Here is a 23,882-nt window from a genome sequence, read left to right on the forward strand (position 1 = left end):
ACCTCTTCGAGCAGGGCAGTAATGCCGGTTCGATTTTTATTAAGGGTGCGTGATCCACGGCGTGGCGTGACGCCGCTAGGAGTCGCAAAAGTATAGCATAGCCAATATGTACCAACGCCGCGCTCAGGCGTCCGAATCGGTCTGCAGGCCGCGTGCCATCGCGGATGCGGCATGGGCATGCAGGCCCTCGCCGCGCGCCAGCTCGGCCGCGACGGGCGACAGCGCGGCTGCGCCACGCTCACTGGCATGGATTACCGACAGGCGTTTCTGGAAATCGTAGATGCCCAGCGCCGACGAGAATCGTGCCGTACGCCCTGTCGGCAGCACATGGTTCGGTCCGGCGCAGTAATCGCCGAATGCTTCTGGCGTGCGATGCCCCATGAAGATCGCACCCGCGTGTTCGATCCCGTCGAGCAGCGCATCGGGATCGTCGACCGCCAGCTCCAGATGCTCGGGCGCGATGCGATTGGACAGCGCCACGGCTTCGGCCATGTCGGCGGTCTGAATCAGCGCGCCGTGATTGGCCAGCGAGGCACGAATGATGTCCCGCCGGGGCTGATCTGCGATCAGGCGCTCGACGGCGGCATCGACTGCGTCGATGAAATCCGCATCCGGGCTGATCAACAGCGCACGCGAATCCTCGCCGTGCTCGGCCTGCGCGAACAGATCCAGCGCCGCCCAGCCGGGATTTCCGCTGCCGTCGGCGATAATCAGCACTTCGGAGGGCCCGGCCACCGACTCGATGCCGACGCGACCGAACACCTGACGCTTGGCTTCGGCGACATAGGCATTACCCGGACCGACGATCTTGTCGACGACCGGCACGGTCTCGCTGCCATAGGCCAACGCGGCCACGGCCTGCGCACCGCCAATGGTGAAAAAACGATGCACGCCGGCGATCGCGGCCGCCGCCAGCACCCAATCGTTGACCTCACCGTTTGGCGCCGGCGACATCATTACGATCTCTTTGACACCCGCTGCGCGCGCGGGCAACGCGTTCATCAAAACGCTCGACGGATAGGCGGCCTTGCCGCCCGGCGCATAGATGCCGGCGCGCTCGATCGGACGAACCACCTGCCCAAGCCGATTGCCATACTCGTCCTCGAAGCTGTGGGCTTCGATCTTCTGCGATTCGGCATAGCGCGTGATGCGCGCCGCAGCAGTTTCCAGCGCGGCGCGAGGCTCGGCAGGCATGGCGTCGAGCGCGGCCTGCAGGCGCGCGGGATCGATTTCCAGCGCGGCCATGTCGGTCGCGGGATGGTTGTCGAGATCGCGGGTGTATTCGACAAGCGCCGCATCGCCGCGCTCGCGCACGTCGGCGATGATCGCGGAGACACGGCTGTCGATCTCGGCCTGGGCCGGCGTATCGCTATCAATAAGCGTCGCGAACGCGGCTTCGAAATCCGCCTGATCGCTGTGCAGCCGGCGCATCACGACGCCTCGCGCGCCGGGTCGAACAGGTCGATCAGCTCGCCGATCTCGGCGTGCTTCATCTTCTGCGCGGCCTTGTTGACCACCAGACGTGCGCTGATGTCCTCGATCACTTCGAACGGCTCCAGGCCATTCGCGCGCAGCGTGTTGCCGGTATCCACCAGATCCACGATCACGTCGGCCAGGCCGACGAGCGGCGCCAGCTCCATCGAGCCATACAGTTTGATGATCTCCACTTGGCGGCCCAGGCGCGAAAAATAGGCGCGCGTGGTCTCGACATATTTGGTCGCCACCCGCAGCGGGCGATGCCCGGCGGCGTCCATGGCGCCCGGCAGGCCGGCGGTCATGAGCTTGCAGCAGGCAATACCCAGATCGAGCGGCTCGTAGAGATCCGCCCCGCCGTGCTCGATGAGCACGTCCTTGCCGGAGATGCCGATATCCGCCGCGCCGTAAGCGACGAATGTAGGCACGTCCGAGGCACGGATCACGAGCAGGCGCAGGCCCGGCCGGTTGGTCTCGAACACCAGCTTGCGCGAAGCACCGGGGTCGACTTCAGGCTCGATGCCGGCAGCCGCGAGCAACGGCAGCGTCGCTTCCAGGATGCGCCCTTTCGAGAGCGCGAGTGTGACGTCACGGCTCATTCGGCAACACTCCGTGCGGTAACCGGCGCGCGATCGGGCAGGCGCTGGATATGCCCGCCCAGCTGCGCCATCTTCTCTTCGATGCATTCATAGCCGCGATCGATATGGTAGATGCGGCGTACGTCGGTGGCGCCATCCGCGACCAGACCGGCGATCACCAGCGACGCCGAAGCGCGCAGGTCGGTGGCCATTACCGGCGCCCCGGTCAGGCGCTGCACGCCGGTCACGATCACGGTATTGCCTTCCTGGCGAATCTGCGCGCCCATGCGCTGCAGTTCCGAGACGTGCATGAAACGGTTCTCGAACACGGTCTCGGTGACCGTGCCCACGCCGTCGGCCAGCGCGTCCAGCACGCAGAACTGGGCCTGCATGTCGGTGGGAAAGCCCGGATACGGCGCGGTGCGCAGGTTCACGGCCTTCGCCTGCTTGCCGCGCATGTCGACTTCGACCCAGTCGTTGCCGGTCGTCACCTGCGCGCCGGCCTGGGCCAGCTTGTCGGTGATCGCATCGACCAATACCGGATCGGTATGCGTGACCTTTACCCGGCCGCGACTGGCCGCACCGGCCACGAGGAAGGTGCCGGTCTCGATCCGATCGGGCAGCACGCGATGACGCGTGCCGTGCAGCGATTTCTTGCCGTGAATCTTGATCGTCGGCGTGCCGGCACCCTCTATCTCGGCGCCCATGGCGATCAGGCACTTGGCCAGATCGACTACTTCCGGCTCGCGCGCGGCGTTTTCGAGGATGGTCACGCCGTCGGCCAGCGTCGCGGCCATCATCAGGTTCTCGGTGCCGGTCACGGTAACCGTGTCCATGGCGATACGCGCCCCTTTCAGACGCGAGCAGCGCGCTTTGACATAGCCGGCCTCGACCCGAATCTCGGCGCCCATGGCCTCGAGCCCGCGCAGATGAATATCCACCGGGCGTGCGCCGATCGCGCAACCACCCGGCAGCGACACCTCGGCCTCGCCGTGGCGAGCCAGCAGCGGGCCCAGCACGAGAATCGACGCACGCATGGTCTTGACCAGATCATAGGGCGCGACACAGCGGGTGATGGTCGAGGCATCCGCCTCCACCACCATGTAGTCACCAATGGTGACCGACACGCCCATATGTGCGAGCAGCACGTTGGTGGTGGTCACGTCCTCGAGATGCGGCACGTTCTCGACCAGCAATGGCTCGTCGATAAGCAGCGCCGCGGTCATGATCGGCAGGGTCGCGTTCTTCGCGCCAGAGGCACGCACGTCGCCATTGAGCGGCGGGCCGCCCTCGATGCGCAGTAGATCCATCACGCTAGGTCCTGTTCGCGTTATCGGTTAAAGGCCGGCCTTGTCGTTCAGGCCATGCCCGCCTGTTCCGGGGTCATGGTCTTGAGCGACAACGCATGGATCTCGCCGCCCATGCGCTCGCCGAGCGTGGCGTAGACCATGCGGTGCTGTTCGACAATGCCCTTGCCGGAGAAACTCGCGCTGATCACGCGGGCGGCGAAATGCTGGCCGTCGTCACCCATGACTTCGACGTTGGCGTCGGGCAGTCCGGCCTGAATGAGTTCGCGTATGGCTTCGGCGCTGTACATCACGATCACTGATTGAATTCGGGCGCGAAATGCTAGCACGAGCAGGCATTCCAGACCCGGTTCGAAAACGACGCCGCGCGGTCAGCCGCGGATCTTGTAGCCACGCGAGAGCATGGTGATACAGATCGACGATACGAGCACGAAGAACACGCCCGCCACGACCACGCTGCGCAGCGGGTCACTGTCGCCGACGCCGAAGAACCCCTGACGGAAGCCGTCGATCATGTAGAAGACCGGGTTGAAGCGCGACGCGTGTTGCCAGAACTCCGGCAGCGAGTGGATCGAATAGAACACGCCGGACAGGAACGACAGCGGCATGATGAAGAAATTCTGGAATGCCGCCAGATGGTCGAACTTGTTGGCCAGAATCCCGGCGATCAGCCCCATGACGGCCAGCGTGCCGCCACCGAACACCAGCATCGTCAGCACCAGCAACGGATGCGTGATGGGCACGGTGACAAACAGCTGCGTGACCAGATAGAGCACGACTGCCACCAGCGTCGCGCGCACCAGCGACGCGCCGATATAGGCCAGATAGATTTCGAAGGCCGAGAGCGGCGTCATCAGCAGAAACACCAGATTGCCGTTGATCTTCGACTGCGTGAGGCTCGACGACGTATTGGCGAACGAGTTCTGGATGATGCTCATCATCATCAGCCCGGGCACCAGAAATGCCGAAGACGGGACGCCCTGAATCGTCTGTCCCTGCAGCACCTGGCCGAACACCACCATATATAAGAGTGCGGTGACGACCGGCGCACCAACGGTCTGCAGAATTACGCTGTAGAACCGCCGAATCTCCTTGAAGAACAGCGTGAAGCAACCGTGCCAATTCATGCCGCGTCCTTGTCGTGATCGGTGGTGAGCTCGACGAAGATATTCTCGAGCGACGGCTCGCGCGTACGCACATCCTGGATGCGATAGCCTGCGCCGCGGATCGCCTCCATCACGTCGGCGATGAAATCGCGCCCCTGCTCGAGCTTGAGTTCCAGCGTGTCTTCGTGGCGATCCTCGATCAGCCGCTCGACGGATTCCGGCAGCGGCCCGCCGTTGCCGGACAGCTCCAGCGACAGGAATCGATAAGGGTGGCGATTGAGCAGCGCCCGCTTGTCTTCCAGCACGGACAGCTCGCCGTGGTCGAGAATCGCGATGCGATCGCAGAGCTCCTCGGCCTCTTCGAGATAGTGCGTCGTGAGCACGATCGTGTGCCCGGCCTCGTTGAGCTCGCGGGTGAAGTGCCAGAGCGTGCGCCGCAGCTCCACGTCCACGCCGGCGGTCGGCTCGTCGAGAATCACGACGTCCGGCTTGTGCACCAGCGCCTGGGCGATGAGCACGCGCCTTTTCATGCCGCCGGAAAGCGCGCGCATCGATACCTCGGCCTTGTCGGTAAGATCCAGCCGCTCGAGCAGTTCATCGATCCACGGCCAGTGATCCCGCCCGCAGCCGTAATAGCCCGCCTGAATGCGCAGCATCTCGCGCACCGGAAAGAACGGGTCATAGACCAGTTCCTGCGGGACTACGCCGAGGCTGCGCCGGGCTTGGCGAAAATCGCGGCGCACGTCGTGGCCGAGCACGGCGACGTTGCCGGAACTGGCATGCGTCAGCCCCGCGATGATGCTGATCAGGGTCGATTTTCCGGCGCCGTTCGGCCCCAGCAGGCCGAAGTACTCGCCGCGCCGGATATCGAACGACACACCCTTGAGCGCATGCGTACTCGCATAGCGCTTTTCGACGTTCTGAATGGCAATGGCCGGTTCGCTCATGAGGCCGTGCTCGATAATCAAAAGGGCGCGCATTATACGGCGTGGCGCAAAACCTGCATATGACAGGAAGCCGGCCTGCAGCGCGGCTGACGCCAAAGACTGTGACAGCAATATGTTGGCGCCGGCCGGCTAGGCTAGAATGAAGCCATGAACAGCCACGAGATCATCAACGCGGGCCAACGCGTGATCGGCATCGAGGCGGCGGCGGTCGCTGCCCTCGAGTCCCGGATAGACGAGACCTTCGCCGCTGCGGCCGACCGCCTGCTCGAATGCGAGGGGCGCGTCGTGGTAACCGGCATGGGCAAGTCCGGCCATATCGGCGGCAAGATCGCTGCCACGCTCGCCTCCACCGGAACGCCGGCTTTCTTCGTGCATCCGGGCGAAGCCAGCCACGGCGACCTGGGCATGATCACCCCGCAGGACGTGGTGCTCGCCCTGTCCTATTCCGGCGAGACCGGCGAGATCCTCACCATCCTGCCGCTGCTCAAGCGCCTCGGCGTGCCGCTGGTGGCGATGACCGGCAATGCCGACTCCACGCTGGCGCAGCGCGCGGATGTCCACCTGGATGTGGGTGTCGAGATCGAGGCCTGCCCGCTCGAACTCGCGCCGACTTCGTCGACCACCGCCTGTCTCGCCATGGGCGATGCGCTGGCGATCGCCCTGCTCGAGGCACGCCATTTCACCGCCGAGGATTTCGCCCGCTCGCATCCCGGCGGGTCGCTCGGCCGTCGCCTGCTGCTGACCGTGGCCGACCTCATGCATACCGGCGCCGCACTGCCGCTCATAGGCGACGATGCCGCCCTGCGCGAAGCACTGCTGGAAATGACCACCAAGGGCCTGGGCATGACCGGCGTGGTCGACGAAGACGGCCGCCTGGCGGGTCTGTTTACCGACGGCGATCTGCGTCGCACACTGGATCGAGACGTCGATATCAAGCAGGCGACCATCGCCGAGTTCATGACTCGCCAGCCCAAGACCGTGACTGCCGACATGCTTGCTGCCGAAGCCGTGCGCCTGCTTGAGGAACATCGCATCGGTGGCGGTGCCTTGATGGTGGTGGACGACGACAACCGGCCCGTCGGGGCCCTCAACATGCAGGATCTCCTGCGCGCCGGAGTGATATGAGCACTGACGACAACAAACTCAGCGCCAAATTGAGCGCCGACGAACTGCAGCGCCGCGCCGCCGATATCCGGGTCGCGATATTCGATGTCGACGGCGTGATGACCGATGGCAAGCTCTATCTCTACGACCACGGCGAAGAGATCAAGACCATGCACGTGCGCGACGGCCTTGGGCTCAAGCGTCTGCAGGCTGCCGGCGTGGCCGTCGCCGCGATCAGCGGCCGCCCGTCGCCAGCCGCAGCCGCCCGCCTGCATGACCTGGGCATCGACTACATCTATCTCGACAGCCGCGACAAGCAGCTCGATTTCGAAGCCCTGCTCGCCGAACTCGAGCTCACCGCCGACCAGGCTGCGGTGATGGGCGACGATCTGCCCGATCTGGGGCTCATGCGGCAGGCCCGGCTGGCACTTTGTGTCGCCGATGCGGTCGATGATGTGATCGACACCGCCCATTGGGTGAGTCGTTACAACGGCGGCGAAGGCGCCGTGCGCGAAGCCTGCGAACTCATCATCGCGGCGCGCAACGCCCACTAGGAGGCCGGGCCATGCTCAGAGTTGTTGCCGTGTTGCTCGTGATCTGCGCCGTGTTGCTTGGCATACGCGCGCTCGATCGGCCCGAAATCGGCACGCCGTCGGAGCCGCGCCTGTCCACGCCGGACAACAGCGACTACTACATGACCGAAGCCACCGTGCACCAGATGGACGACAACGGCGGCCTTGCCTACCGCATGACATTGGGCGAGACGCTGCACTTCCCGGACGACTCGGCTCGCATGACGGATATTGACGTACACTATTTGGCAGGTACGAAGACCTACTGGGACGTCACCGCGGAGAAGGGCCGCGTACCGCCGGGCAAACGCGACATCTATCTCTACGATGGCGTGAAGGGCCGCCATCCCAAGCCCAACGGCAACGTGGTCAACGTAACGACGGACAACGCCTGGGTGCGGCCCGATTCGAATCGGATCGACACCGAGGCCCACGTGACCGCGGTCGAGCCCGGCCAGCGTGTCGAAGGCGACGGCATGGAGGTCAACCTGAAAACGGACAAGCTGAGACTGCTGAACAATGTACAAGTCACCTACACGCCGTAGGCTGCGCCTAGCCGCCACCGCGGTACTCGGCCTCGCGCTGGTGGCCGGCACGACCGCCTATGCGCAGCAGAAGCCGCTGCCGATTCGTATCGAATCCAACGACGCCGACCTGTCGCAGCAGGACGGGGTGAGCACCTATACCGGCAACGTCGTGCTCACCCGTGGCGGCTTGACGCTGACCGGCTACAAGCTGGTCATCACCCGCATCAATGACCGCGGCAACGTGAAGGCGGTGCTCAACGGCAGCCCGGCCAAGCTGGACAAGCAACCCGACCGCGAAGGCGACGACGTCGTCACCGGCGACGCGAGCAAGATCGAATACACCAACAACGATTCGACCGTCCTGCTGCGCGGAGACGCGGTCGTACGCCGCGGTGGCGACGAGATTCATGGCCAGGTCATCCGGCACAACGTGGATACCGGCCGTACCCAGGCCGAACGGGGTTCCGGCGACAGCGAGCGCGTGCGCATCACGATCCAACCCAAGGGCGATCAATCATGAACGCCGACGCAGCCCCCGCAGCACGCACCGGCCAGCGTCTGGTCGCCGAAAACCTCAGCAAGCGCTACAAGGGCCGCGCGGTCGTACAGGATGTGAGCCTGTCTCTGGCGCAGGGCGAAGTGGTTGGCCTGCTCGGCCCCAACGGGGCCGGCAAAACCACTTCCTTCTACATGATCGTCGGCCTGGTCACACCGGATTCGGGGCGGATCACGCTCGGCGAGCGCAATCTCGTCGGCCTGCCCATGCATACCCGCGCACAGCTGGGCATCGGCTACCTGCCGCAGGAAGCTTCGGTATTCCGCAAGCTATCCGTCGCGGACAACATCCGCGCGATCCTGCAGGTACGGCCGGGACTCAAGACGGCCGATATCGACCGCGAGCTCGATGCCCTGCTCGATGAACTCTCGATTGGCCATATCGCCGACTCGAAAGGGCTGAATCTGTCCGGCGGCGAACGCCGGCGCGTCGAGATCGCCCGAGCGCTGGCCGCCGAACCGCAGTTCATGCTGCTCGACGAGCCGTTTGCCGGTATCGACCCGATCTCGATCGGCGATATCCGCGGCATCATCACGCATCTCAAGAATCGCGGCATCGGTGTTCTGATCACCGATCACAACGTGCGTGAGACACTGGGCATCTGCGAACGCGCCTACATCCTCAGCGATGGCGCGGTGATCGCGGACGGCACCGGCGACGAGATCCTGGCGGATCGCAAAGTACGGGAGGTCTACCTCGGCGAGGATTTCCGACTATGAAACAGTCGCTTAACCTCAATCTGTCGCAGAGCCTCACGATGACGCCTGCGCTGCAGCAAGCAATTCGCATGCTGCAGCTTTCGACGCTGGATCTGAAAACCGAGATCCAGGAGGCGCTGGAATCGAACGTCATGCTCGAGGCCGACGACGGCCACGGCGAGATCGATACCCGCGAAGCGACCAAGGCCGAGACCACTGAAACCGAGCGTCCCAGCAGCGGCAGCGAGGCGGAAATTCCGGAGAATCTGCCGGTCGACGCCGACTGGAACGATATCTATGCCGGCAGCGCCGCGCCGGCCGCCCCGGCGCCGAGCAACGAAGACGACGACTACTGGGACTATCGCCAGGCGAACCTGACCAGCACGCCCGACCTGCATGCGCATCTGACCTGGCAGGCGGACATGCACCGCTTCGACGAAACCCAGCGGGCGATCGCCGATCATCTGATCGACGCGATCAACGAGCATGGCCTGCTCGACGACTGGCAAGAGCTCGCCGCCCGCCTCACGCAGGATTTCGAAACCGACACGGCCGCCATCGAGGCCGTGCTCGCCGCCATCCAGCAGTTCGACCCGCCCGGCGTGGCCGCCCGCTCGCTGGCCGAATGTCTGAGCATCCAGCTGCATCAGATGCCGGACGAGACCCCCGCCCGTGATCTGGCCATGCGTATCGTCGACAACGAGCCGCTGGAATGCCTGGCCTCGCGCGACCGCGCGCCGGTGGCACGCCGGCTGGGAATCGAGGTGGCCGACCTGGAACAGGCGATCGCGCTGATCCAGACGCTGCAACCGCACCCCGGCGAGGCATTCACCGATCACGAATCCAGCTACGTGGTGCCGGAGGTCTTCGTCACGCGTCAGTCCGCGCGCTGGCAGGTCTCGCTGAATGCCGACATCGCGCCGCGGCTGCGGATCAACAGCCAGTACCTCGCGCTGATCAAGCGTGCCGACAAGAGCGCGGATCAGACCACGCTCAAGTCACATCTGCAGGAAGCCCGGTTCTTCCTCAACAGCCTCAAAAGCCGCAACGACACGCTGCTGCAGGTCGCGCAGACGATTGTCGAAGCCCAACGTGCCTTCCTCGAATACGGCGAGGAGGCAATGAAACCGCTGGTGCTGCGTGATGTGGCCGAACAGCTCGAGATCCATGAGTCCACCGTGTCACGCGCGACCGCGAACAAGTACATGCAGACGCCGCGCGGCATCTTCGAGCTCAAGTATTTCTTTTCCAGCCACGTGTCGACCACCGATGGCGGCAGCGCTTCGGCCACCGCGATCCAGGCGATGATCAAGCGCATGGTCGCCGCCGAGACCGCCGGCAAGCCGCTTTCCGACAGCAAGCTTGCCGAGATGCTGCTGGAAAACGGCATCCAGGTCGCGCGACGCACCGTGGCCAAGTATCGCGAGGCCCTGTCGATCGCGCCCTCCCACGAGCGCCGCCGACAGGCCAGCTGACTGACCCTTTTTCATGCGATTCCCCAAGCCGACAAGGAGTACCCAATGAACCTGAACATCTCCGGGCATCACATCGACATGACCGAAGCCCTGCACAACTATGTGGCTTCAAAAATGGAACGCGTCGAGCGCCATTTCGATCACGTGATCGATGCCGAGGTCGTACTCGAGGTCGAAAAGGTTCGCCACAAGGCCGAAGTCACCATGCAGGTGCGCGGTGCCACGCTGCACGCGGAATCCACCCAGGAAGACATGTACGCCGCGATCGACAGCATGATCGACAAGCTTGATCGCCAGACGCTCAAGCACAAGGAAAAGGAAAAGGATCACCACAACCGGCAGGCCCGCCACGTCAATCTGGACGCCGGTTGAACGCTTTTTTGCATTGTTGAAAGGAAGTCTATGAACATCGCCGATATCGTCGCTCCGGAACGGGTACGTCTTGCAGACGACGTCCAGAGCAAGAAGCGCGCGCTCGAGCAGCTGGCCGAGATTCTCACCCAGGGGACGCCCTATCTCACCGCCAGTGAAATCTTCAACGGGCTCATCTCCCGCGAAAAGCTCGGCAGCACCGGCATCGGCGACGGGGTGGCCATTCCTCATGCACGCATGAAGGGCACCGATGACTGCATCGGTGCCTTCATGCGGCTGCCCCAGCCGGTCAATTTCGAATCCAACGACGAGCAGCCGGTCGATCTGGTCTTCGGTCTGCTCGTGCCCGAGAAGTCGACCGAAGAACATCTCAACCTGCTGCGCAAGCTGGCCGAGATCTTCTCCGAAAATCAGGCGCTGGCCGAGCTGCGCGATGCACCCGATAACGAAACCCTGCACAAGCTGCTGGTCGCACGCGACGTCAGCGACGCCTGAGCAACGCAGCCGAGCGTGGCGCTAACCGGCGACGATCTGTTCGATGAATCGCTCACGACGCGACGCGTCGCGGTCGAGGACGTCTTCGCCCGTCTGAAATCGTCGCTCGGCCTGCACTGGCCTGCCCCCTGCGCCGGGGGCAGCGCCACTTTGGGCGCCACCCGTCTGGATGGGCGCCGTGTACCGATGGTGGGGTATCTCAACTTCATCCATCCGCCCCAGGTCCAGGTCATCGGAGAACCCGAAACGGCCTATCTGGACGGCATCGACCCCGAACTGCTCGATCACGTACTCGAACGCTTGACCTCGGGCGCGACCAAACTCGTGGTGGTCGCAGACGGGCGTTCGCTGATGCCGGCCATGCGCAAAGCACTGGATGCAGCCGGCATCGCCATCTTCGAAACCGCCGCGAACGCGCACCGCGCGGCCTATCGCCTGCGCCATCTCCTGGGCGAAGCCCTGGCGCGCCAGATCACGGTGCACGGCGTGTTCCTCGAGGTGCTTTCGATCGGCCTGCTGCTGACCGGCGATTCCGGCGTCGGCAAGAGCGAGCTCGCACTCGAACTGGTCAACCGCGGCCATCGACTGGTTGCGGACGACGCGCCTGAGTTCGCCCTGCTCGGCCCGGACGATCTCAATGGGGGTTGTCCGCCCGTGCTGCAGGATTTCCTTGAAGTGCGAGGACTGGGTATTCTCAATATTCGCGCCATGTTCGGCGAGGCAGCGATCAAGCGCCGCAAACAGCTCGGCCTGATCATTCGTCTGGTGCGACCGGAGTCCGGCGCTGCAAACCCGCCCGATCGGCTGACCGGCACCCGTACGATCCGTAGCCTGCTCGACGTCGAGATTCCCGAGATCACGCTGCCCGTGGCCGTCGGGCACAACCTGTCCGTACTCGTCGAGGCGGCATGTCGCGATCATCTACTGCGCATGCAGGGCCAGTTCAGCGACGAACAGTTCGCCGAGCGCCAGCGTCTGGCCATGGGCAACGGCGACCCCGAGACACCGTGATCATGGCGCGCGCAAGGCGACGACCGACCTGCGCAAGCCGCGCCACATCCTTCGGCACTCGCACGCAGACAAATGCTTCGCCACAATATGGTCACCACTGCCCGACGGGCGTTCTTCATCGCAAAGGTGAGTCATGCGGCTGATCGTCGTCAGCGGACTGGCCGGCTCCGGCAAGTCGGTCGCGCTGCATATGCTCGAGGACCTGGACTACTACTGCATCGACAACCTGCCCCTGGGCCTGCTCAGCGAAGTGTCGGCAGATACCCTGCATCGTCAGGGCCTGGACTTCGACCGGCTTGCGGTCGGCATCGACGCCCGCTCTCGGCGCGGCGAGATTGCGGGCTTTCCCGACCGTATCGAGGCGCTGCGCGAGGGCGGCATCGATATCGAGGTCATCTACCTGCACGCCGACAAGGACACGATCCTGCGGCGTTACTCCGAAACCCGGCGCAAGCACCCGCTCAGCGATGCCGACACATCCCTGATCGATGCTGTCGATGCCGACCGTCGCCTGCTCAAGCCGATCGCCGAGACGGCGGATGTCTCGATCGATACCACCGATACCAACATCCACCAGCTGCGCGACATCATCCGCAACCGGGTGGAAGGCGGCAGCACCGGTGAGTTGTCGATCCTGCTGCAATCGTTCGGCTTCAAGTACGGACTGCCCCAGGCAGTCGACTTCATATTCGATGTGCGCTGCCTGCCCAATCCGCACTGGATTCCGGAACTCCGCGCGCTGACGGGCCTCGAAGCGCCCGTAGCCGAGCATCTCGAAGCACAGCCGGAAACCGGCGCCATGCTCGACGATATCCACGGCTTTCTAGCGCGCTGGCTACCCTCTTTCGCACGCGAAAACCGGGCGTATGTCACGATTGCGGTCGGCTGCACCGGCGGCAAACACCGCTCGGTGTATATCATCGAACAGCTGGCCCGCCGACTGCGCGAGACCTATGCCCAGACGCTGGTACGACACAATGAACTGCACTGACTGGCGCATGGACGCGCGCTTCCCGGAACGCTTGTCATGATCGGCGTACTACTGATCACCCACGGCAAGCTGGGCTCGCATTTCGTCGAGACCGTCACCGGCATGATCGGTGATCTGTCGCGGCCCACCGAAGTGCTCGAAGTCCACCGTCACGATGACCCGGACGAACGCAGCGAAGCCGCCGCGGCCGCTCTGTCGCGACTTGACGAAGGCGATGGGGTGTTGATCATTACCGACGCGTTCGGCTCCACCCCGAGCAATATCGCCACCCGGGCCGCCAGCAGCAACGGCACGCGCGTGGTGGCGGGCATCAACCTGTCGATGCTCGTGCGCGTCTACAATTACCCGCAACTCGCTCTCGACGATCTGGCCGCGTCTGCCATCGAGGCGGGCCGCGCCGGAGTGATGGCCTGCCCGTCGCAGGCTGATCGCTAACCCCCAACCCACCCCTTCTCTTTCCAACCGAACCGATCCAAGTTATGCCCACTCGCGAATTCGCCATCGTCAACAAGCTCGGCCTGCACGCGCGCGCCGCCAGCAAGTTCGTGACCGTCGCCTCACAGTACGAGGCGGATATACGGGTAGAGAAGGACGGTCGTGAAGTCTCCGGCAAGTCGATCATGGGCGTAATGATGCTGGCCGCGGCGCGCGGTTCACGGATCGACGTCAGCGCGGAAGGCAACGACGCCGAGGCCGCGCTCGACGCGCTCGAGGAACTGGTGCGCGACCGGTTCGGCGAAGGTCAGTGATGGATATTTCGGCAAGAAATCGCGGCGCGCCGACATGAGTCTCTGGCTGGCCGCCATCGGCGTCTCGCGCGGGGTCGCGATCGGTGCCGTGCATCGCGTGCATGGGACCGACCTGGATATCCCCGAGTATTCGGTCACGCCCGCCCACTTGGATGCTGAAGTCGAGCGCTTCCAGAGCGCGCTTGCCGACGCGCGCGCGCAACTCGCCGATATTCGCGAACAGATACCGGCGAATGCGCCTTCCGAGATCGGCGCCTTCATCGAAACCCATCTGCTGATGATGCAGGACAGCGCGCTCACCGATACGGTCTGCGCGCTGATTCGAGAACACCAGCGCAACGCCGAATGGGCGTTGAAGATGCAGGCCGAGCACCTGACCGCGGTGTTCGACCAGATGGACGACAGCTACCTGCGCACGCGGCGTGACGACGTCGCCCATGTCACCGCGCGCATCCAGCGCATCCTGCTCAAACAGGAACGCACCATCGAAACCAGCGAGGCCAAGGACGCTCCGCCGCCGGTCATCGTGGCCGACGAACTCACCCCGGCCGACATCATCCTGCTCCACCAGCAGGGCGTGGCCGCTTTCGTGACCGAACATGGCGGCCCGCTGTCGCATTCCGCGATTCTCGCCCGCAGCCTGCGTATACCGGCGATTGTCGGCATGCACTCGGCACGACGCATGCTGCTCGACGATGAAACGGTCGTGGTCGACGGCGAAGCCGGTCATGTGCTCGCCGGACCGGACGCGGCCGCGCTCGAGTTCTATAGGCACCGGCAAAAACGCGACGCGCGCTACCGCCGCATGCTCGGCATGCTCAAGGACGAAGTCGCGCTGTCCACCGACGGCGTTCGAATCCGCATGCTGGCCAACGTCGAGCTACCCGACGACAGTGCCGACGCGGCCGAGGTCGGCGCTGAGGGCGTGGGCCTGTATCGCACCGAATTCCTCTACATGAACCGCGACGAGACGCCCGGCGAGGAAGAGCAGCTGGCCGCCTACCGCCGCGTGCTGCGCTCGGTCGAGGGGCCGGTGACCATCCGCACGCTCGATCTCGGTGCCGACAAGACGATCGGTCGCAATACCGGCAAGACGTCGAGCAATCCGGCACTGGGCCTGCGCGCGATCCGGCTGTGCCTGAAAGAGACCGACCTGTTCCGGACCCAGCTGCGCGCGCTGCTGCGGGCCTCGGCCGAGGGCGATCTGCGGGTGATGCTGCCGATGGTCTCCAATATCCAGGAGATGCGCCAGACGCGCCATCTGATCAGCGAACTCAAGGAAGAGTTGCGCCGCGACGGTCTGGATTTCGACGCCAACCTGCCGGTCGGCGCCATGATCGAGGTGCCGGCCGCCGCCCTCGCCGCGCCGCTACTCGCGCAGTACTGCGATTTCTTCTCGCTCGGCACCAACGATCTGATCCAGTACACGCTCGCTATGGATCGTATCGACGACGAGATCAACTATCTCTACGATCCGCTGCACCCGGCGGTGCTGCAGCTGATCCGCATGACCATCGAAGCCGGCGATGCCGCCGGCATCAGCGTCTCGATGTGCGGCGAAATGGCCTCGGACAAACGCTATACCGCGCTGCTGCTGGGCCTCGGCCTGACCGAGTTCTCCATGCATCCCGCCAGCGTGCTCGAGGTCAAGCGCGCAATCATGGGCGCCGACGTGAGCGCCCTGAAGACACGCACGCGCGAAATTCTGGCGCTCACCGACTCGCACGCCTACCGCGACGCGCTCGATACCTTGAGCGAGGAACTCGGCGCCTGAGAATTGATTAAGAAATCGCAGGAAAATCCGGATTTTTCTGCTATTTTCTAAAAGCCCACTTCCCTGCCTGGACACCGCGCTTCCATGAGCGACGCCAAGACCACTGAAGAGCAGATGGAATCGCGGCTCGCGCATCTCAACGAGGCGCTGGAATCCGGGCGGATGCGCCGCCTCAAGCCGATGCTGCATTCGCTGCATCCGGCCGAGATCGGTCTTCTGCTGGAATCGATCCCGCGCGCCAAGCGTGAGTTGGTCTGGCGTCTCGTCCCAGAGGACGACCACGGCGAGACGCTGCTCCACGTCAACGACGAGGTCCGTTCGGAACTGATCGAGGCCCTCGACGACGAGGTCCTGCTGGCAGCCACCGAAGGCATGCCGATCGATGACCTCGCCGATCTCATCGAGGATCTGCCTGAGCAGGTCACGCGCGAAGTCCTGCACTCGATGGACGTGGACAACCGCGAACGTCTGGAAGCGGTGCTGTCCTATCCGTCGGATTCCGCCGGCGGCCTGATGAACAACGATACGATCACGGTTCGCCCGGACGTGTCGCTGGACGTGGTCAGCCGCTACCTGCAGCAGCGCGGCACGCTGCCCGACGATACCGAATCGCTGTTCGTGGTCTCCCGCTACGGGCGGTACCTCGGCATGCTTACGCTGGCCAAGCTGGTCACCCTCGACCCCGAGCGCGACGTGTCCGAGGTGATGAACACCGACCTCGAGGCTCTGCCGGTGGACATGGCCGCGGCCCAGGTCGCCAAGCGGTTCCAGGATCTCGATCTGATCTCCGCGCCGGTGGTCGATGAGAACGGAAAACTGCTGGGCCGGATCACCATCGATGACGTCGTCGACGTGATTCGCGACGAGGCCGAGCACTCGATCATGAGCATGGCCGGCCTCGACGAAGAAGAAGACGTCTTCGCGCCGATCGCGCGCAGCGCACGCCGCCGGGCGACCTGGCTGGGCGCCAACCTGCTCACCGCCTTTCTCGCCGCCCAGGTGGTCGGCCTGTTCGAGGCGACTCTTTCGGAAGTGGTGGCGCTCGCGGTGCTGATGCCGATCGTGGCCAGCATGGGCGGTATCGGCGGCTCGCAGACGCTCACACTCATGATCCGTGGCCTGTCCATGGGCCAGATCGGTTTCGGCAACGCCAAGACTCTGTTGGTCAAGGAACTGGCGGTCGCGGTAATCAACGGCGTGCTCTGGGGCGCGGTCGTCGGCGTGGTCGCACAGATCTGGTTCGGCGACCCGACCCTCGGCGTGATCATCGCCGTGGCGCTGGTACTCAACCAGATCGGCGCGGCGATCGCCGGTGTGACCATTCCGCTGGCGATGAAGAAGATGGGTATCGACCCGGCGCTGGCTGGCTCGGTGGTGCTTACGACCATCACCGACGTAATCGGGTTCGGGGCTTTTCTCGGGCTCGGGACGCTGTTTCTGCTGCGCTGATCAGGCCTTCGCAGCCGGGCGGAGGGTTCTCCATACATCGCCACAAGCGTCGTGGTTTTCTTGGTGACAAACAACTCGCAAGCCGGAACTGCCTAGCTCTGAATCAGCGACTTGGGCGAATTCGGGTTGGGGTTTCGCGCTGATGCGCGAGTGTCTTTTATTTGCTTGTCCAAATAAAAGGCACCAAAACAAAAGACACCCTGTCTTGCGTCGGCGCTTCGCGCCGATGCCCTGCGCGGCTCCGGCCGAAAGAGGACAGCCGGAAACTCGTCGCGCTACGCGCGACTCAAACATCCGGCTGTCTTTATCTCTTTCGGCCTCCACTGCTCGGCGCTGCGCCCAAGGGGCCCCAATACAGACAAGCTCGCTATCGCTCGCTAAAGGCCGAGTCGCAATCCGCGTAATCCGGCAGGAACATGGGCGCTCGCGGTAACTTCACCACCGCAGCCGTTAGAGCTTAGGGTGCAGCCTCGCCGCCTGTGTTCGCTCCCCTTGCGTGGCGACGGAGACGCGCAGCGGCGAAGGGTGTCCGGCGCACTGCGCCGGTGCGGCCAGCCTGTCTGACGGCCGCCATAGCGGCCCGAGTTCTGGCCGCATCCCTTCGGCGCGAGCATCGCAGTGCACCGGCGCAGCCGGCGCCGTGCCGGGTGTCTTTTTCTTTGCTTACTTTCTTTTGGACAAGCAAATGAAAGAAAGTCGCACGGCAGTGCGAAACCAAAGCCCCGTCAAACTCGTGAGCGCCGAAAGACTCGCGACCCGAAGCCATCACTTCTCAAATCAACGACACTCGTTTACTCGGTATGGGCAAACCTCGACCGAGATTCAGCTAGCTACCCGCAATCGTCATCGACCCGATAAGCACCGACGGCGTACGCAACGCGCTGCCCAGCTCAACGTCGCTACCGAACGCATCGATATTGCGATACATATCAGCCAGGTTACCGGCGATGGTGGCGTTCTCCACGGGGTAAGCAATCTCACCATTCTCGACCCAGAAACCGGCCGCCCCACGCGAATAGTCGCCGTTGACCAGATTCACGCCCTGCCCCATCAGCTCAGTAACAACCAGCCCGCTGCCCATGCCGGCCACCAGTGCATCGAAATCATCGTTACCGGGGGACACGTCGAGATTGAACACGCCACCCGCATTGCCGGTGCTGGTCATGCCTAGCCGACGCGCGGTGTAGGCCGAGAGCAGGTAGCCACGCAGTACACCGGCATCGACCAGCGTGCGTTCGGCGGTGGCCACGCCGTCGCCGTCAAAACCGGCGCTGGCCAAGCCACGCGGGCGATGCGGATGCTGGGTGAGCGTCAGCCGATCGACGGCGATCGTCTCGTCGATCCGGTCCTTGAGAAAACTGGCGTTGCGATAGAGCGTGCCGCCGCTGATCGCACCGACCACATGGCTCCAGAGGCTGCGCGCCACTCGGGGCGTAAACAGCACGGGCGCGGTGGTGGTCGGCGGCGTCTTCGCGCCGAGCCGCGCGAGTGCGCGCTCGGCGCCGAGCCGCCCGATGGCGGCGACATCATCCAGATCATCCGCATGGCGCGCTTGCGAGAAGGCGATCTCACGCTGCATTCCCTCGCCGACGCGAGCCAGAGGCTGGCAACTGATGGCGTGCCGACTGGCGCGCTCGCCGGCGACGAAGCCGTGGCTGTTGCCGTAGACGCTCACGCCGTCCTGACTGGCCACCGTTGCGCCCTCGGTCTGAACGATGCGCGGGTCGTGATCGAGTGCAGCGGCTTCCAGCGTCAGCGCCATGTCGAGTGCATGCTCGGCGCTCAGAGCCCACGGATGCGACAAGGACAAGTCCGGCCAGTCGCGGGCCATCAGATCGTCGTCCGCAAGCCCGGCGTACTCGTCGGCTTCGGTAAAACGCGCGACGGTAAGGGCCTGCTCCAGCGCCGAGGCCAACCCCTGGGGGGTAAGATCGGTAGTCGAAGCACTGCCGCTGCGTTGCTGGCAATAGACCGTGATACTCGCGCCGCGATCGCCTTCGTGTTCGACCGATTCGCGCTCGCGTGCCCGCGCGGTGACGGACAACGCGCGCGAAGCGGACAACGCCACCTCAGCCTGATCTGCCCCGCCGGCCCTTGCCTGCGCCAGCAGTTCCTCGGTCCGGCCTTTCAGCCAGTCCAGTTCCGGCAGGCTGCGCTCGGCGGCATCCGACGTGTTCTCGATATCCTGGCGCTCGGCCATGGCGGGCGTCTCTCTAACAGGTGAATCTGGCGCGAACACTAGCGCTGGCTGATGCGCACACGCAACGTATGACGCACACCACGGTATGCTAGCGCCATGTCACGACCTGCCGTTGCTGCCAACGACACACCGCGCGCCCAGACCCGAAAGCGCGGGCTATTCATCCGACCGCGCTCGATCACCGGCCTACTGCTCACCAGTTTCGGCCTGGTGGCGCTGCCACTGATCGTGGCCATCGTGTTCGGTGTGCTTTATGTCGATCGCCTGACCAACCAGAGCGAACGGCTGGTGCTGCAGGGCGTGGAAGTGACCCGCTACAGCAAGCGCCTGAGCACCCTGCTCATCGGCATGGAACGCAGCGCGCGCCAGTACGGTGTGCTGGAAAGCGAGGAACTGATCGACCGCTTCGAACGCCAGGCCCGCGAGTTCGATCAAATGCTCGACGCGCTCGGCGGGCTTCAACTCGACACCCTGCCCGACTGGAATCTCGATGCGCTGCGCCGCGAAGCCCGCACGCTTTCGAAACGGCTCGCCGCACGTCCCGGTGAGGTCCGCGGTCTGATCGGCGACATCGGCGATATGCAACGCGAGACCGACCTGATTACCGATCAGGGGAATCTGTTCATCGATCGTGAACTCGCCCGGCTGCAGACGACTGCCGCAGACGCGCGTACATTCCTGCTCCTGTGCGTGTTCGCCCTGATCCCCGGCGTGCTCGCCCTCACCGCATTCTTTGTCGCAGTAATCTCCCGGCCGCTGCGCCAGATCGCAGGCGCCGTCACGCGCATGGGCGACGGTGATTTCTCCCAGCAGATCCGTGTGGTTGCGCCGACTGCCGAGCTCGACGCGCTCGGCGCCCGCCTGGACTGGATGCGCCGCCGTCTGGCGACGCTGGAAAACGAGAAGCAGCAGTTCATTCGCCACATGTCCCATGAGCTCAAGACGCCGCTGGCCAGTATCCGCGAGGGCGCGGAACTGTTGCGCGACGGTACGGTCGGGAAACTGACGAGTGCGCAGGCCGATGTCGCGGAAATATTGCAGCAGAACAGTCTCGAGCTGGCCAAGCTCATCGACAACCTGCTCGACTTTGCAGCCTGGCAGCAACAACACGCTAAACTTGAGTACGAGCGCTTCGACCTGAACGCGCTCTTCGAGGCGATCGTGGCCCGGCAACGGCTCACGATCGAGGGGAAGAAGCTCGACGTCACGACGCCGGGCCAGCCGATACACGTCACGGCCGACCGGGACCGTATGCATCTGATCATCGACAATCTGCTCGCGAACGCGGTGAAGTTCGCGCCTGCGGGTTCCACCGTTGCGCTTGAAGCCGAGCGCCTGGTGGACGCCACGCTGGTGCGCGTCTGCGACCAGGGCCCCGGCGTGCCCAAGGACGAACGCGACGCCATCTTCGACGCTTTCTATCAAAGCGCCACCACCCAGGCGAGCGCACAGGGCGCGCTGCGCGGCACGGGCATTGGCCTATCGGTGGTACGTGAATGCGTCCAGGCCCATGGCGGGCATATCGATGTCGAGGACGCGCCGGGCGGCGGCGCACGGTTCAGCGTCGAGATCCCGGATCGTCATGCGCTTTGATCTTTCCATCTCCGGCCGTGCCCTGCCAATCGCACTGATCGCCGTGGCGATGCTCGGCGGCTGCGTGAACAGCTCGCCTCGCCCCGCGTATGAAGACAACATTCAGACTTCGCCGGCCGCCACGATCACCCACGAGCGTGACCCGGTTCTCGATCTCCTCGACTACGCTGGTCAGCTGCACGACGCGAGCCCGGAGGCGCGCGCCCAGGCGGTGGCCGATGCCCGTGCGAGCGCCAGTGAAACGCCGGGCGGCATGAGCTTTGCGCGTCTCGCCGTGGCCTTCGGCACCCCCGGCCAGACGCGCTATACGCCGGATGAAGCGGCGCGCTATGCCCAGCGGGCACTCGAAGCCGACGATATCGAATGGAGCCCTGCAGGGCGGCAGTACCTGGCGGACTACGCCCGGCTCTACGCCACGATCACCCGCCAGCCACAGCCTGTCGCGCCCACGGTGCCCACGGTCGCCCGTCGTGATACGCCGCCGTCGCCTCCTACCCCGGAGACAACGCAAGCCAGCTCGCCGGACAAACAGCGTGTGCGCTCACTCGAGAAACAGCTCGACGAGGCCCACCGCAAGCTGCGTGAACTCGCCGATATCGAAGACCGCCTGAGCGAAACGGGTTCCTGACCTGCCATGGCACGCCAAGGCAATATCCTGCTCGTCGACGACGATCCGAGCCTCAGACGGCTGCTCGCCCTCCGGCTCGAAGGCGCCGGCCACAATGTCGAATCCGCCGAAAGCGGCGCCGCGGCCCTGCGCGCACTCGAACGCTTCAACGCCGATTGTGTGATCACCGATCTGCGCATGGATGGCATGGATGGCATCGACCTGCTGCAACGCCTGAGCCACGATCGCCCGACGCTGCCGGTTATTCTGCTCACCGCGCACGGCACGATTCCCGAAGCCGTGACAGCGACCCAGCGCGGCGCGCTGGATTTTCTCTCCAAGCCGGTCGACAAGGACGTGCTGCTTGCGCGCGTCGACCAGGCACTCGACCAGGCCGGCGTAGCCGGGGGCGACTGGCGCGAGGTCTGGCGTTCGCGGATCGTCACCCGCTCGCCCCTCATGCACCGCCTGCTCGAAGAGGCACGCCTGGTCGCCGAGACCGACACCAGCGTACTGATCACCGGCGAGTCGGGCACGGGCAAGGAAGTACTGGCGCGCGCGCTCCACGATGCCAGCCCACGCGCGAACAGCGCCTTTGTGGCCATCAACTGCGGCGCCATGCCCGAACAGCTGCTCGAATCCGAACTGTTCGGCCATGAGAAAGGTGCATTCACCGACGCCAAGCAGGCTCAGCAGGGCCTGTTTCGCAGTGCGGAAGGCGGCACCGTGTTTCTGGACGAGATCGGCGACATGCCATTGGCACTGCAGGTGAAGCTGCTGCGCGTACTGCAGGAACGCGAGGTGCGTCCCGTCGGCGCGCAACGTTCACTGCCGGTCAACGTGCGCGTGCTTTCGGCCACGCACCGCGACCTCTCGGAGGCGATCGAACAGCAGCAGTTTCGCGAGGATCTCTATTACCGCCTTGCGGTGGTCACGCTCGCCTTGCCGAGCCTGCGCGAGCGGCCCGAAGACGTCGCACCTTTGGCCCGGCATTTTCTCGACGGCATCGCGCGCCGTAGCGGCCGGCGCGCGCGCGTTTATGCGCCCGATGCCATGGAGCGGCTGTGCCGACACGACTGGCCGGGCAACATCCGCCAGCTGTCCAACGTCGTCGAACAGAATGTCGCTCTCACCCGCGGCCACGTCATATCGCCGCAGTCGGTCGACAAGGCGCTTTCGGGACACGGCCGGCGTTCGGCCACGGCCGCCACCCTGCAACCGCTGGCCGAGGCACGCGATGCCTTCGTGCGCGACTACCTGATTCAGCTGTTGCGAATCTCCGAGGGCAACGTGGCCCGCAGTGCCCGACTCGCCAAACGCAATCGGACCGAGTTCTACAAGCTGCTCAACCGACACGAAGTCGACCCCGCCGACTACAAGCGCTAAATCCGCCGCGTTGCCGTTTAGCGACACCGGCGAAGCGTCTCAAGCCGCTTTATGTCGCTATTTGGCGACAATTTTATGCATTCAAAATCAGCGGCTTGCGCTTATTACGGCCAATGCGTCGTCTGCAGGCAACGCCTTTCGGCGGCGTTGCGGCACTTCTGCATGCACCGCTCGGTCAGAGCAACTCTAAACACCCTTATCATGCTGTATTAAAACGTTTTTTATATCTTGGCACGGCGGTTGCTCTAGTACGTTTCAAGAGCTGAAACGATACGCAGTCGATAGATGAAAAGACGTTACGCAGTGGTCGCCGGCATCGCTTTCGCGATTCCGTTCGGAACCGCCCTGTCGACCAGTCAGGCGTTTGCCGCGGAAACCGCAGCTGCCTCCTGGGCCACGATGGATGCCAACGCGGATGGCGCGCTTTCTCCCGAGGAAGTCGCCGGTACGCCGTGGGAAGCCACGTTCGACGACATGGATACAAGCGGCGACGGCAAAGTGACCAAGGAAGAGTTTCAGACGTACATGAAGGATATGAAGGCGTCGCAGAACAGCGACGACGAATAAGGAGTTCTAGGCAGCGTTAGCTGCACACAGTTTTCGCCTGGTCGGACCGGCGTCTCCCGGTCCCCCCTCGTGCCTCGACGTGGTTCGGTCCGGCTCTGGCGAAATTTAACAATCAGCTCATCCGCTGGATGGGCGCCCAAGTTTTCGCTTGGTCGGGCCGGCGTCTCCCGGTCCCCCCTCGTGCCTCGACGTAGTTCGGTCCGGCCAAAGCGAAATTTACAGGGGCTGTCTTCGTGCACAGTCCACCGCTTTCGCTTTGGTCGGGCCGGCGTCTCCCGGTCCCCCCTCGTGCCTCGACGTGGTTCGGTCCGGCCTTGGCGAAATTCTCCTCCCCCGGAGATGAAG

General features: G+C 64.3%; 25 protein-coding genes. 18 read left to right on the plus strand and 7 right to left on the minus strand.

What is annotated here, in order from left to right; genetic code table 11:
* Positions 1-123: 123 nt before the first annotated feature.
* The 6 genes from hisD to SADO_RS03695 form a co-directional block, all read right to left on the minus strand.
* On the minus strand, positions 124-1,431 hold the full coding sequence (gene hisD / locus SADO_RS03670) for a histidinol dehydrogenase (RefSeq protein WP_353109301.1): 1,308 nt from the start codon (positions 1,429-1,431) through the stop codon (positions 124-126).
* Positions 1,431-2,072 carry an ATP phosphoribosyltransferase gene (gene hisG / locus SADO_RS03675; RefSeq protein ID WP_353109303.1) on the minus strand — a complete coding sequence of 214 codons (642 nt, stop codon included), beginning with the start codon at positions 2,070-2,072 and terminating at the stop codon, positions 1,431-1,433. Before hisG ends, hisD begins: the two co-directional genes overlap by 1 nt.
* Entirely contained in the window at positions 2,069-3,361 is a 1,293-nt protein-coding gene (gene murA / locus SADO_RS03680; protein ID WP_353109305.1) for a UDP-N-acetylglucosamine 1-carboxyvinyltransferase, read from the minus strand. The genes hisG and murA overlap by 4 nt, the downstream gene beginning before the upstream one ends.
* A gap of 47 nt (positions 3,362-3,408) precedes the next feature.
* On the minus strand, positions 3,409-3,648 hold the full coding sequence (locus SADO_RS03685; RefSeq protein WP_209062259.1) for a BolA family protein: 240 nt from the start codon (positions 3,646-3,648) through the stop codon (positions 3,409-3,411).
* Between the two features lie 81 nt (positions 3,649-3,729).
* Positions 3,730-4,485 carry an ABC transporter permease gene (locus SADO_RS03690; protein WP_353109307.1) on the minus strand — a complete coding sequence of 252 codons (756 nt, stop codon included), beginning with the start codon at positions 4,483-4,485 and terminating at the stop codon, positions 3,730-3,732.
* Positions 4,482-5,411 (minus strand): ABC transporter ATP-binding protein, encoded by a 930-nt coding sequence (locus tag SADO_RS03695; protein WP_353109309.1) that lies wholly within the window; start codon positions 5,409-5,411, stop codon positions 4,482-4,484. Before SADO_RS03695 ends, SADO_RS03690 begins: the two co-directional genes overlap by 4 nt.
* A gap of 147 nt (positions 5,412-5,558) precedes the next feature.
* Here SADO_RS03695 and SADO_RS03700 point away from each other — a divergent pair, with 147 nt between their 5' ends.
* The 14 genes from SADO_RS03700 to mgtE all read left to right on the plus strand — a co-directional run bounded on the left by SADO_RS03700 (position 5,559) and on the right by mgtE (position 17,184).
* Positions 5,559-6,536 carry a KpsF/GutQ family sugar-phosphate isomerase gene (locus SADO_RS03700; RefSeq protein WP_353109310.1) on the plus strand — a complete coding sequence of 326 codons (978 nt, stop codon included), beginning with the start codon at positions 5,559-5,561 and terminating at the stop codon, positions 6,534-6,536.
* On the plus strand, positions 6,533-7,069 hold the full coding sequence (locus SADO_RS03705; RefSeq protein WP_353109312.1) for a KdsC family phosphatase: 537 nt from the start codon (positions 6,533-6,535) through the stop codon (positions 7,067-7,069). Before SADO_RS03700 ends, SADO_RS03705 begins: the two co-directional genes overlap by 4 nt.
* 11 nt (positions 7,070-7,080) lie before the next feature.
* Entirely contained in the window at positions 7,081-7,632 is a 552-nt protein-coding gene (gene lptC, locus SADO_RS03710) for an LPS export ABC transporter periplasmic protein LptC (RefSeq protein WP_353109314.1), read from the plus strand.
* Positions 7,607-8,134: a lipopolysaccharide transport periplasmic protein LptA gene (gene lptA / locus SADO_RS03715; protein WP_353109316.1), complete on the plus strand. Its 528-nt coding sequence runs from the start codon at positions 7,607-7,609 to the stop codon at positions 8,132-8,134. Before lptC ends, lptA begins: the two co-directional genes overlap by 26 nt.
* Positions 8,131-8,889, plus strand: a complete 759-nt coding sequence (gene lptB, locus SADO_RS03720; RefSeq protein WP_353109317.1) for an LPS export ABC transporter ATP-binding protein — start codon at positions 8,131-8,133, stop codon at positions 8,887-8,889. The genes lptA and lptB overlap by 4 nt, the downstream gene beginning before the upstream one ends.
* A complete protein-coding gene (locus SADO_RS03725; RefSeq protein ID WP_353109318.1) occupies positions 8,886-10,343 on the plus strand; it encodes an RNA polymerase factor sigma-54 in 1,458 nt (485 codons plus the stop codon). The genes lptB and SADO_RS03725 overlap by 4 nt, the downstream gene beginning before the upstream one ends.
* A 45-nt stretch (positions 10,344-10,388) precedes the next feature.
* Positions 10,389-10,715: a ribosome hibernation-promoting factor, HPF/YfiA family gene (gene hpf, locus SADO_RS03730; RefSeq protein ID WP_353109320.1), complete on the plus strand. Its 327-nt coding sequence runs from the start codon at positions 10,389-10,391 to the stop codon at positions 10,713-10,715.
* 30 nt (positions 10,716-10,745) lie between these two features.
* Complete coding sequence (locus SADO_RS03735) at positions 10,746-11,210, plus strand: PTS sugar transporter subunit IIA (RefSeq protein WP_353109322.1); 465 nt, start codon at positions 10,746-10,748, stop codon at positions 11,208-11,210.
* A 15-nt stretch (positions 11,211-11,225) separates the two neighbouring features.
* Positions 11,226-12,221, plus strand: a complete 996-nt coding sequence (gene hprK, locus SADO_RS03740; RefSeq protein ID WP_353109323.1) for an HPr(Ser) kinase/phosphatase — start codon at positions 11,226-11,228, stop codon at positions 12,219-12,221.
* A 133-nt stretch (positions 12,222-12,354) separates the two neighbouring features.
* On the plus strand, positions 12,355-13,212 hold the full coding sequence (gene rapZ / locus SADO_RS03745; RefSeq protein WP_353109324.1) for an RNase adapter RapZ: 858 nt from the start codon (positions 12,355-12,357) through the stop codon (positions 13,210-13,212).
* Between the two features lie 36 nt (positions 13,213-13,248).
* Positions 13,249-13,647 carry a PTS sugar transporter subunit IIA gene (locus SADO_RS03750; RefSeq protein WP_353109325.1) on the plus strand — a complete coding sequence of 133 codons (399 nt, stop codon included), beginning with the start codon at positions 13,249-13,251 and terminating at the stop codon, positions 13,645-13,647.
* A 44-nt stretch (positions 13,648-13,691) separates the two neighbouring features.
* The gene (locus SADO_RS03755) at positions 13,692-13,961 is read left to right on the plus strand and encodes an HPr family phosphocarrier protein (RefSeq protein WP_353109327.1); all 270 of its coding nucleotides are present in this window, start codon (positions 13,692-13,694) and stop codon (positions 13,959-13,961) included.
* A 34-nt stretch (positions 13,962-13,995) separates the two neighbouring features.
* Entirely contained in the window at positions 13,996-15,735 is a 1,740-nt protein-coding gene (ptsP, locus tag SADO_RS03760; RefSeq protein WP_353109328.1) for a phosphoenolpyruvate--protein phosphotransferase, read from the plus strand.
* A gap of 84 nt (positions 15,736-15,819) precedes the next feature.
* Positions 15,820-17,184 (plus strand): magnesium transporter, encoded by a 1,365-nt coding sequence (mgtE, locus tag SADO_RS03765; protein ID WP_353109330.1) that lies wholly within the window; start codon positions 15,820-15,822, stop codon positions 17,182-17,184.
* A gap of 826 nt (positions 17,185-18,010) precedes the next feature.
* Here the strand turns inward: mgtE and pmbA are convergent.
* Entirely contained in the window at positions 18,011-19,384 is a 1,374-nt protein-coding gene (pmbA, locus tag SADO_RS03770; RefSeq protein ID WP_353109332.1) for a metalloprotease PmbA, read from the minus strand.
* A gap of 96 nt (positions 19,385-19,480) precedes the next feature.
* Between pmbA and SADO_RS03775 the strand changes: the two genes are divergently transcribed.
* From SADO_RS03775 to SADO_RS03790, 4 genes are all read left to right on the plus strand, one after another.
* Positions 19,481-20,977, plus strand: coding sequence for a sensor histidine kinase (locus SADO_RS03775; protein ID WP_353109334.1), 1,497 nt, complete (start codon positions 19,481-19,483; stop codon positions 20,975-20,977).
* A complete protein-coding gene (locus SADO_RS03780) occupies positions 20,967-21,605 on the plus strand; it encodes a hypothetical protein (RefSeq protein WP_353109335.1) in 639 nt (212 codons plus the stop codon). Before SADO_RS03775 ends, SADO_RS03780 begins: the two co-directional genes overlap by 11 nt.
* Positions 21,606-21,611: 6 nt before the next feature.
* A complete protein-coding gene (locus SADO_RS03785; protein ID WP_353109337.1) occupies positions 21,612-22,970 on the plus strand; it encodes a sigma 54-interacting transcriptional regulator in 1,359 nt (452 codons plus the stop codon).
* 285 nt (positions 22,971-23,255) lie between these two features.
* Positions 23,256-23,537, plus strand: a complete 282-nt coding sequence (locus SADO_RS03790) for an EF-hand domain-containing protein (protein WP_353109339.1) — start codon at positions 23,256-23,258, stop codon at positions 23,535-23,537.
* Positions 23,538-23,882 lie beyond the last annotated feature (345 nt).

This window comes from Salinisphaera dokdonensis CL-ES53, assembly GCF_040361215.1.
Taxonomy (GTDB): domain Bacteria; phylum Pseudomonadota; class Gammaproteobacteria; order Nevskiales; family Salinisphaeraceae; genus Salinisphaera; species Salinisphaera dokdonensis.